Below are 10,118 nucleotides of genomic sequence, written 5' to 3' on the forward strand. Positions count from 1 at the left end.
CGCCGGCGGCGGCTTTGCTCGCCGCAGCGGCCCCAGCCGGGGCTAAGCCTGCAGGGGCGGCGGGCATAGCCGCCCCGCAGGCGAGAATCCCCGCGAGGAGAAGCGCGGGGAGGGATCTTTTCAATACGCTGCCGAGAGCATCTCTTCTCATCAGTTTCTGCCTTTATCGGTATATTTGTCTCCGTCTCAAATTATACGTATGCTCTTGCCACACGTTTCTCTATGACCGTTTAATAGTCTCTATTTATCTCCTATTACCATTCGATTTCCGGCCCCCGATCTCCTGTCTCTAGCAAAAGATAATTACCTGTAAAGAGGATGATACAACCATGATATGGCTAACGAAGTTCGCCTATCCTCCTACTCTTCCTTCACTCTCTAATCACTTGGAGACCTAAACTTCCACCTACCCCGGCATTTCCGCCGCATTCCCGCATCCACCACTCTACTTAAGGTCCCTAAGGGACCTTAAACACTCGCAACTAGCTCCTTCTTGTCTATTAAAGCCCCTGAGGGACCTTAACCTCCGCCTCACCGACATTTCCGCTGCATTCCCACATCCACCAGCCTACTTAAGGTCCCTAAGGAACCTTAAACACTCGCAAACTAGCTGCTTCTTGCCTATTAAAGCCCCTGAGGGACCTTAACCTCCGCCTCACCCGCATTTCCGCCGCATTCCCGCCTTATGAACTTCTACTAAGGCTCCGCGCTTACTATCCATTTTATATAAGACCCTGTCAGGGTCTTATTCAATCCAACTCGGCAGCCAGCTAACCTGATAGAGGACCCGCGGGGTCTTATTCCATGCGAGCAAGCTGCCTACGGAGCTAGATTAGTCCACTTTCAAAGCGATAAGACCCTGCCAGGGTCTTATTCTCCCTATTCCAACCCCCAACCAACTGGATAAGACCCTGACAGGGTCTTATCCTTCCACTCCCCACTTTCCCACGTCCCGCAAAAGAATCCCTAGCCGCCCGCCATACGCTTTTTCATCTCAGCCGATTCCCACCCCGCCTCGCCCCACGAAAAAAAGCCCAGCGGCTCTCCAGCCGCTGGGCTCCAACGAAATCTACCTCACGAACAAATCCGCCTGAATCGTAAACACCGCATCGATTCCTTTCATCAGCGGACCCGGCAATACGCCAAGAGCAACTGTTGCAGCCGCGCAGATCCAGATGACGACTCCCGTTACAGCCGGCACATGGATGCGATCCTCTTCCTCGCCGTTCGACCGCATAAACATCTGCCGGATTATACCGAAGTAGAAGTAGTAGGAAATAACGGTGCTAACCACCATAATGGCTACCAGCCAGTAAGCTTTTACGCTGGCCGCGCCGAGCAGGATGAACAGCTTGCCGAAAAATCCGGCCGTAACCGGCAATCCCGAGAGCGACAATATAAAGATCAGCATAGCCGCCGCTGTCCACGGGGCCCGGTAATAGAGACCCGAGAAGCCTTTCAGATCTTCATGTCCCGCCGCGCTCGCAACTACCGTTACGACGGCGAATGCGCCTACGTTCATGAGCAGGTACGCAACCAGGTAAAACACAAACTCGGCGAAATTGTTGCTATGGATGATCGTCACTGAGATTGCAATCGGTACGAGCAAATACCCGGCATTCGCTACGCCCGATAAGGCGAGCAGCCGTTTCACCTGCTTTTGCCGCAGAGCCGAGACCGTACCGGCTATCATCGCCGCAGCGGCAATGACCAGCAGAGCGAAGAAGACATCATCGCCCGCTTGCTTTTCCGGACCGCCGGTGAGGAAGAACGCGCTGCTGTACAGGAAACGGAATACCGCTGCCAGAGCAGCCCCCTTCGCAATTACCGCCAGGAAAGCGGAAACCGGCGTTGGCGCTCCTTGATACACATCCGCCGCCCAGACATGGAACGGAGCGGCCGCGATTTTGACTCCGAAGCCCGCGATCAGGAAGAAGAATCCTACATAAACCAACGCCTTATAGTCCGCAAACGCCTGCGGCAGCGCCGTCGGGAAATCCGCCAGACTTACCGAGCCGGTCACGCCATACAAATAAGACATCCCAAACAACACAAAGGCTGACGCGATACCGCCCGTAACCACATACTTGAAAGCTGCCTCGGCCGACAGCGACGAGCGCTTCCTCAAGCCAACCAGCACGTAAGTCGTGATGCTGAGCAGCTCAAGCCCGATATACAAGGTAACGAGGTTTCCGGAGGAGGCCATAATCATAGCTCCGGCCGCTGCCGGAAGCAGCAAGTAATAGAATTCGGCTTTGTCCGTTACCGCGTCATCCTTTTGCGTGGAGCCAAGCCCCAGCAATACGACCAATGACGTACCGACCAGGAAGATTATTTTCAACAGATTGCCGTAATCATCCACCCGGTAGCTGGCGCCAAGGAGCGAGATGGCCTTACCGGCTTCAGCCGCCTCCGCCGCCGATACGCCGGAAGGATTCATATCCATCATCCGCCAGATGACGGCCGCAAGCGACAGCAGCAAGCCTGCTAAAGACAACCAGCCGATAACCGCGCGGTTCGTCCTCCCCGGAAGAAGCAAGTCCGTTACGATAAGGATTAGGAACATGGCGGCAAGGATAAGCTCCGGGGCGAGATACAACGTATCCTGCCATGTCAGCGGTACGAATTCGGTCATCGCTTATCCCCCCATCCTTAACGATAATAACGGCTTGAACAGGCCGTCGACGCTGTACTGGAACGTATCCGTCAGCACGGACGGGTAACAGCCCAGCAGCAGGATAAACGCCAGGAGCACGATCATCGGCAGAGCTTCAACCAGCCTAGCGTCTTTTACCGCGAGATACCGTTCTTCAATAGGGCCAAAGGTTGTTTTCAGCACAGCCCTTAGGACATATACGGCGGTCAGAATGACGCCGATGACCGAGAAGCCGGCAATCCATGGCTGGCTGTCGAACAAGCCGAGCAGCGACAGGAATTCGCCCACAAAGCCCGATAGACCCGGCAGACCCAAGGATGCAAGACCTCCGGCAAGCAGAATGCCCGAGATAAACGGCATCGATCGCACCAGCCCGCCAAGCTCGGATAAGGTTGTCGTCTTCGTTCTCTCGTATAAGCTTCCGACAATCAGGAAGAGAAGCGCCGAGATCAGGCCATGCGAGACAAGCTGGAACACGGCCCCCTGCAAGCCTATCTGGTTAAAGGCCGCAAGCCCCAGCAGAACGATCCCCATATGGCTGATCGAGGAATACGCGAGCACCAGCTTGAGATCCGTCTGCCGGAAAGCAATAAGAGCCCCGTATAAGAGATTGGCGAGGCCAAGAGAAGCCAGTACAATCGCCCAATCCTTCGCCTGCTCGGGGAATAACACAATACCGAACCGGATCAGGCCGTATGCCCCCATCTTGAGCAGCACGCCGGAGTGAATCATAACGATTGCCGGATGCGCCTCGTTGTGTACCTTCAGCATCCAGGTATGGAACGGCAGAACCGGAAGCTTGATCCCAAACGCCACTACCAGCAGGAGGAAAATAACCGTATGCATCGCAGCCGACATATGGAACGGGTTTAGTCCGCCCGTCTGATCCGGAGCAAGGTTCACCCACGCCGAAGGATCGGATAAATTGTGGACAATATCCGCATAACTGCCGCTGTAAATAAACGATGACGTCTCCTGATCGATATGGAAGCCGGCCGTATTCACGAGAAGGATAAAGGCAATCAGCATGATAGCCGACCCGAGGCCGTTATAGATAACGAAGTGATTAGCGGCCCGCTCCCGGTTGAAGTAACCCCAGATCCCGATCAGGAAGTACATCGCGATAAGCGTAATTTCGAAGAAAATAAAGAACAGGAATAAATCCCGCGCCATAAACACGCCAAGCACGCCCGTCTCCAGGAGCAGGAACCAAGCGTAGAACGCCTTCCATCGCTTTTTCACGTGAACGGAAGCAAAAGCCGCCATCGCCGTAATCAGCGTCGTCAGAATGACAAGCGGCAAGGACAACCCGTCGATGCCCACGTCATACTGGAACGACAGCGTATAGCTCGTTACCCCATTCGAGGCTTGCGTCTCTTTGTTTAACGGAACTTCTACCCAGGTAGCCGTCTCCTCAAAGGAGTTGCCGCCCTGATGCTTGTCGTAATCGGCATACAGCCATAGGGACAAGAGAAGCGGAATCAACGTAAACACAATAGCCGCAGTCTGCAGCCACCGGTTACGGTGCTTCGGCAGCAGAAGAATAACCAGAAGCCCGATAAGCGGAGTTACGAGAATAATCGATAGAATCGGAAGATCGGTCAGGTCCGTCATTTACCAAAACCTCCTTCCAACGATTGCCGCGATAATAACGATAAGACCTATAATTGCGGTCAAGCCGTACGTTTGCGTCTGTCCGTTATTCAGTCTGGTCAGCACCCGGCCGCCCGCTCCAGCCGTAACACCCACCAGCCGGACTGCGCCGCCAATCACGTATTCGTCGAAAGCATTCAGACTCTTGCCAACGGCGCGAACCGTTTTGACAATAACGGCGTCATAAAATTCGTTTACGTAATATTGCCGCTCCAGCAGATGAACAAGCCACGGCATCTTGGCTCCCGCAGCGCCGCGCTCGATGCTGCCTTTGCCGTACATAAGCCATCCTACATAGATGCCAAGCACGCCAACGGCTATGGAAGCGACAATCGCGGCGCCGCTTGCATGAACGTCCTCCGCGCCATCCGTCAGCCAGCTGCCCAGCCAACCGTTCCAAGGCGTTTCGATAAAACCCGCTCCAACCGATATAATGGCAAGCACGAGCAGCGGAATGGTCATCACCTTCGAAGATTCCTTCACCTCGGCCGGCTGCTGTAGACGGGATTTGCCTGTAAAGACGATAAAAAACAACCGCGACATGTACAGCGCCGTACAGAAGGCCGCCGCCAGTCCAACGGCAAACAGGAACGGATTCTCTTCAAGCGCGGAAGCCAGAATCGCATCCTTGGACCAGAAGCCCGAGAACGGCGGGATGCCGGATAGGGATAACGCTCCGATCGCAAAGGTCCATGCCGTGATTCGCATTTTGGAGCCAAGGCCGCCCATTTCGTGAATGTTCTGGGTATGTACCGCATGAATCACGCTGCCGGCCGCCAGGAATAATAGAGCTTTGAAGAAAGCATGCGTGAACAGATGGAAAATACCGCCCGTCATCGAGCCAAGTCCCATCGCCATCACCATGTAGCCAAGCTGGCTGATGGTTGAGTAGGCCAGAATCCGTTTAATATCGTTTTGCGCGAGCGCTACGGTTGCGGCGAAAATCGCCGTAAACCCGCCGAAGTAAGCGACCGTATGCATCGCGGCCGCGGAGGCCTCGAAGATATCAAACGTTCTCGCCAGGAGAAATACGCCGGCCGCTACCATCGTCGCGGCATGGATCAAGGCACTGATCGGCGTGGGACCTTCCATCGCATCCGGAAGCCATACATGCAGCGGGAATTGACCGGACTTGCCGATAACCCCCATGAACAGAAGCAGAGCAATCGAGGTTGTAATGGTCGTCGTAATCGTACCGGACTGCCCTTCGGTAAACACATTATGTATACTGCTGAAATCAAGCGCATGGCCGGGCATATACCAGAACAATACGATAATGCCAAGCAGCAGCCCCGCGTCGCCGATTCTGGTCACGATAAACGCTTTTTTCGCCGCCGCGCGGGCCGCAGGTTTCGCATACCAGAAGCCAACAAGCAAGAAGGAGCAGACCCCAACCAGCTCCCAGAAAATATAGAAGACCAGCATATTATCGGACAGCACCAGCCCCAGCATCGCAAAGGTAAAGAGAGCGACATAGCCGTAAAAGACAGTAATCCGCTCATCCTTTTTCATATAGCCGGCCGAATACACGTTTACGAGAAAGCTGACCACCGTAACGATAACAAGCATAAGGGCATTCAGATTCGTAATTTCGAAACCGATCTTAAGCGTATATTCGCCAAGACCAATCCATTTGTAGCTGTCGCCGCTGTAATCTACCGCATTTGGTCCCAATCTCTCGATAAAAACGAGCAGGGACATGACCAGCGACGCAAGCGAGCCGATCGAAGCGATCAGCACGCCCGCCAGCCGGTAGCTCCTGCCCAGGGCCGTCAGCAGAAGGAAGGCAGCAAACGGGAAGAGCGGAATGAGCCACGCTGCTTTCGTTAATTGATCCACGGGTCACATCACCTCTTCATCTCGTCGAATTCATCTACGTTAACGGTACCTCGCGCGCGGAACAAGGCGATCAGCACCGCTACCCCAACGGCAGCCTCCGCCGCCGCCACCGTAATGGCGAACAAAGCGAATACCTGGCCGGTCAGGGACGGTACATCCCCGTATTTGGAGAACGCAACCAAATTCAGATTTACCGCGTTCAGCATAAGCTCAATCGATAACAGGACGATCACGGCATTCCGTTTCACCAAGGCTCCATACAGCCCGATGCAAAACAGGATCGCCGCCATCGTCAGATAGGATGGAAGCATGTTAATCCGCCCCCTTTTTCGCAATAGCAATCGCGCCGATAAAGGCAACCGTCAGCAGCACCGACAACAGCTCGAACGGCACGACGTATCCCGTATACAGCAGCTGGCCAATGCTCGACGTATTATCCTCCACCGCTTGCAGCGGCTGGGCATCGGGAAAATCCGTCGTCCGGATGGCATAGAACAGAATCCCGAACAGGCATAGCGCTCCTACAGCAGCCAGCGTCTCGTGAAGAGGTTTAACCGGATCGGCCTGTTTATTCTGATGATTGGTCATCATAATGCCGAATATCATCAGAATGGACACGGCTCCCGCATAGATCAGCACCTGGACGAAAGCGACAAACTCCGCATCCAGCAGCACGAACATCCCGGCCAGGCCGAGGAACACCGCAGCCATGGAGATGACCATATGCACGACCTTTTGAAGGCTAACCATAAGGACAGCCCCGATGATCATAATCGCCGAGAAGATAAAAAAGGTGGCGAACTCGCCATTAAAATCAATATTGAACAACTTATTTGGCGCCTCCTTTCGCAGGAGCACCGATGTTATTGTTATCTTGACGGACCAGCGTATCGTTGTCGGTCAGCCACTGCACATCCTTGAACAGATCATCCCTGCTGTACGCGGACAGCTCGAAATGATTGGTCATCACAATCGCTTCCGTCGGGCAAACTTCGGTGCATAAATCGCATAAGATGCAAAGTTCGAAATTGATATCAAACGTGTCGATGACCTTGCCTTTTTTGGCCGGATCGGGGTTTGGCTTGCCGGTCAGCGTAATGCAGTCGGTTGGACAGATTCTTGCGCACTGGTTGCAGACGATGCAGAGGTCCGGAATAAAATGCTGAATACCGCGGAACCGGTCCGGCATAACAATCGGCTCGTCGGGATAAGAAGTCGTCACTTTTTTCGATACCATTGATTTGAGCGTCACGCCAAGCCCTTGCACAAGTCCATTCATGGCTAGATCCTCCTAAAAAGAATTGCTTCGTAAGCATGAGCTTAAGAATTGCGAAGCAGCCTTTATTTTACGAACAGCTCCAGGTAACCTGCCGTCAGAAATACGTTCAGCAGCGATACCGGCAGCAGCACCTTCCAGCCCAGACCCATCAGCTGATCAACCCGGATACGAGGGAAGCTCGCCCGGATCCAGAATAAAAAGAACACGATAAACGCGAATTTGAGCAGGAACCAGATGATTCCCGGCACAAAATCAAGAAACGGCGCCGGCGCGTGCCACCCGCCGAGGAACAGCACGGTCGTCAAAGCCGCGATCGCGTAGACGTAGACATACTCCGACAGCATAAAGAATGCAAAACGGAAGCCGCTGTACTCCACGTGATAGCCGGCAACCAGCTCCGATTCAGCCTCGGGCAGGTCAAACGGCGTACGGTTCAGCTCGGATACCGCCGCAATCATAAACACAACAAAGCCGATAATTTGGGGAATGAAGTTCCAATCCCAGAACCATCCGCCGGACTGCGCCGCCACGATATCCCTCAGATTAAGGCTTCCGCTAAGCAGGATGACGCCTACAACGGAGATAACGAGCGGAACCTCGTAGCTAATCATTTGCGCAGCCGAGCGCATGCCGCCAAGAAGCGCGTATTTATTGTTCGAAGCCCAGCCCCCAAGCACAATGGCCAAGGTTGAGATGCCCGATAAGGCGGCGTAATAGAGCAAACCGACGTTCAGATCGGCGAAATAAAGCTTTTCCGTATAAGGAATAACCGCAAGCACCGTAAAAGCGGGTACATAACAAAGTATAGGGGCAAGAACGAACAGGAGGCGGTCGGCTTTGCGCGGAATCGTGTCTTCCTTAATGAGAAGCTTGAATATGTCGGCCACCGTCTGGAGAAGGCCAAGAGGACCAACCCGGTTCGGTCCGATCCGAAGCTGCATCCAGCCGATAACCTTCCGTTCGAAATAAATGGCGTAGGTGACAAAGCCAAGCACAACGAACAGGAACACCGCGCCCCATAGAAAAATAATAACCGCATTGCCCCAAGTCATCGAGTCATGCAGCCATGCTCCCATCAGCAATCAACCTCCCCGACTACAATGTCGACGCCGCCGAGGATCGTAATCAGGTTGGTCATCGTCTCTCCAACAAGCAGCTTAGGCAAAATCTGCAGGTTTACAAAGGACGGCCGCCGGAACTTCAGGCGGTAAGGCTCTGCTTTTCCTTTTGAGACGATATGACAGCCGATCTCCCCGCGGGGTGATTCTATACGGACATACACTTCACCTGCCGGAGGACGGATAACGCGGGGCACCTTGCCCATCGTCTCGCCGCCGGACGGCATTTGCTCAAGCGCCTGGTCGAGAATGCGAAGGCTCTGCTTAATCTCCTCCAGCCGGATGACGTAACGGTCGTAGCAATCCCCGTTTTTGCCCAGCGGTACATCAAATTCGAAGCGGTTATACAAACTGTACGGCTCCGCCTTGCGCAAATCCCAGTCCACGCCGGTACAGCGCAGGTTAGCGCCGGACAGACCATAGTCGATCGCCGTTGCCGCATCGTATCGGCCGATGCCTTTGATCCGGGCGAGGAAAATCTCGTTGCCGCTCACCAGCTTGTCGTATTCCTGCAGCTTGCCGTACATGTACGGAATGAAATCCCGCACTTTATCCAGCCAGCCCGGCGGCGCATCCCATTTCACTCCGCCAACCCTCATATAATTGTAAGTCAAACGAGCCCCGCACAGTTCATTAAATAAATTAATAATGATCTCCCGGTCGCGAAAAGCATAAAGGAACGGGCTCATCGCCCCGATATCCAGCAGGTAAGTCCCCCACCAGACGAGGTGACTCGCAACCCGCTGCAATTCCATTACGATAAGGCGCATAAACTCCGCCCGCTCGGGAACTTCAAGCCCCATCATGGTCTCGACGGCATGAACCAGCACGTAGTTATTGGTCATGGCCGCCACATAATCCATCCGGTCGGTATATGGGATAATCTGCGTATAATTCAGTTGCTCGGCAAGCTTCTCGGTACCGCGGTGCAAATACCCCATAACCGGGGTTGCCTCCGTGATGACTTCTCCATCGAGTTTGACAACGATACGGAATACGCCATGCGTGCTGGGATGCTGGGGACCGACATTTAGTAGAAGTTCTTCGGTACGAATCACGCTGCAGCTACACCTCCGAATCGAGCGGCTCATAATCCTTGCGCAGCGGATGCCCGACCCAATCGTCGGACATCATAATGCGGCGCAGATCGGGATGGCCCTGGAATGTTACTCCTAACAGATCATAGATTTCGCGTTCGTTCCAATTCGCGGTAGCCCAGACGGGCGTCGCCGAAGCGATAACAGGATCACTTCGGTCAGCCTTCACCTTCACCGCCAGCTCCCGCCGACTTTCGAGATGAACCAGGTGATAGACAACCTCCAGATGCGTCTCGTAATCCACGCCGGATACATTCCGCAAATAAGTAAAATGGAGCTCTTCATGCCGCTTCAGCAGTTCGGCAGTTGCGGCCCAATGCTCGTTCTTCACGATAATCGTCGGCATATGCCGGCTCATCTCGTTAATATAAGCATCCTCCAGCGCCTCTTCGTGAACGAGGCTGCGAATCAGCTTTGCTGCCGCATCAAGCTCCGGCTGCTTGGGCGACGGCTCCGGCGGTGGCGGCGGCTCCGCG

At 54.2% G+C, this 10,118-nt stretch carries 9 protein-coding genes; all 9 read right to left on the reverse strand.

The genetic code is table 11. From position 1 onward, the window contains the following. Positions 1-1,069 precede the first annotated feature (1,069 nt). Positions 1,070-2,635, reverse strand: a complete 1,566-nt coding sequence (locus PGL01S_RS30360) for an NADH-quinone oxidoreductase subunit N (RefSeq protein WP_127499445.1) — start codon at positions 2,633-2,635, stop codon at positions 1,070-1,072. 3 nt (positions 2,636-2,638) lie between these two features. Further along, positions 2,639-4,270 carry a complex I subunit 4 family protein gene (locus PGL01S_RS30365; protein ID WP_127499448.1) on the reverse strand — a complete coding sequence of 544 codons (1,632 nt, stop codon included), beginning with the start codon at positions 4,268-4,270 and terminating at the stop codon, positions 2,639-2,641. Beyond that, positions 4,271-6,148, reverse strand: coding sequence for an NADH-quinone oxidoreductase subunit L (gene nuoL, locus PGL01S_RS30370; protein ID WP_127499450.1), 1,878 nt, complete (start codon positions 6,146-6,148; stop codon positions 4,271-4,273). 8 nt (positions 6,149-6,156) lie between these two features. Continuing rightward, positions 6,157-6,459 carry an NADH-quinone oxidoreductase subunit NuoK gene (gene nuoK, locus PGL01S_RS30375; protein ID WP_127499452.1) on the reverse strand — a complete coding sequence of 101 codons (303 nt, stop codon included), beginning with the start codon at positions 6,457-6,459 and terminating at the stop codon, positions 6,157-6,159. 1 nt (position 6,460) lies between these two features. After that, positions 6,461-6,976 (reverse strand): NADH-quinone oxidoreductase subunit J, encoded by a 516-nt coding sequence (locus tag PGL01S_RS30380; RefSeq protein WP_015847349.1) that lies wholly within the window; start codon positions 6,974-6,976, stop codon positions 6,461-6,463. A 1-nt stretch (position 6,977) separates the two neighbouring features. Continuing rightward, positions 6,978-7,427 carry an NADH-quinone oxidoreductase subunit NuoI gene (gene nuoI, locus PGL01S_RS30385; RefSeq protein ID WP_127499455.1) on the reverse strand — a complete coding sequence of 150 codons (450 nt, stop codon included), beginning with the start codon at positions 7,425-7,427 and terminating at the stop codon, positions 6,978-6,980. Between the two features lie 62 nt (positions 7,428-7,489). Next, positions 7,490-8,503 carry an NADH-quinone oxidoreductase subunit NuoH gene (gene nuoH, locus PGL01S_RS30390; RefSeq protein WP_127499457.1) on the reverse strand — a complete coding sequence of 338 codons (1,014 nt, stop codon included), beginning with the start codon at positions 8,501-8,503 and terminating at the stop codon, positions 7,490-7,492. Continuing rightward, a complete protein-coding gene (locus tag PGL01S_RS30395; RefSeq protein ID WP_127499460.1) occupies positions 8,503-9,603 on the reverse strand; it encodes an NADH-quinone oxidoreductase subunit D in 1,101 nt (366 codons plus the stop codon). Before PGL01S_RS30395 ends, nuoH begins: the two co-directional genes overlap by 1 nt. Positions 9,604-9,610: 7 nt before the next feature. Continuing rightward, the coding region (locus PGL01S_RS30400; RefSeq protein WP_174806625.1) for an NADH-quinone oxidoreductase subunit C at positions 9,611-10,118 on the reverse strand (508 nt) is incomplete at its 5' end.

The sequence above is a fragment of the Paenibacillus glycanilyticus NBRC 16618 genome (genome assembly GCF_004000805.1).
GTDB classification, from domain to species: domain Bacteria; phylum Bacillota; class Bacilli; order Paenibacillales; family Paenibacillaceae; genus Pristimantibacillus; species Pristimantibacillus glycanilyticus.

Coding starts and splice junctions, on each gene's coding strand:
- nuoI (WP_127499455.1), bottom strand. CDS start 7,427: ATGAATGGACTTGTGCAAGGGCTTGGCGTGACGCTCAAATCAATGGTA.
- PGL01S_RS30365 (WP_127499448.1), bottom strand. CDS start 4,270: ATGACGGACCTGACCGATCTTCCGATTCTATCGATTATTCTCGTAACT.
- nuoH (WP_127499457.1), bottom strand. CDS start 8,503: ATGGGAGCATGGCTGCATGACTCGATGACTTGGGGCAATGCGGTTATT.
- nuoK (WP_127499452.1), bottom strand. CDS start 6,459: ATGCTTCCATCCTATCTGACGATGGCGGCGATCCTGTTTTGCATCGGG.
- PGL01S_RS30360 (WP_127499445.1), bottom strand. CDS start 2,635: ATGACCGAATTCGTACCGCTGACATGGCAGGATACGTTGTATCTCGCC.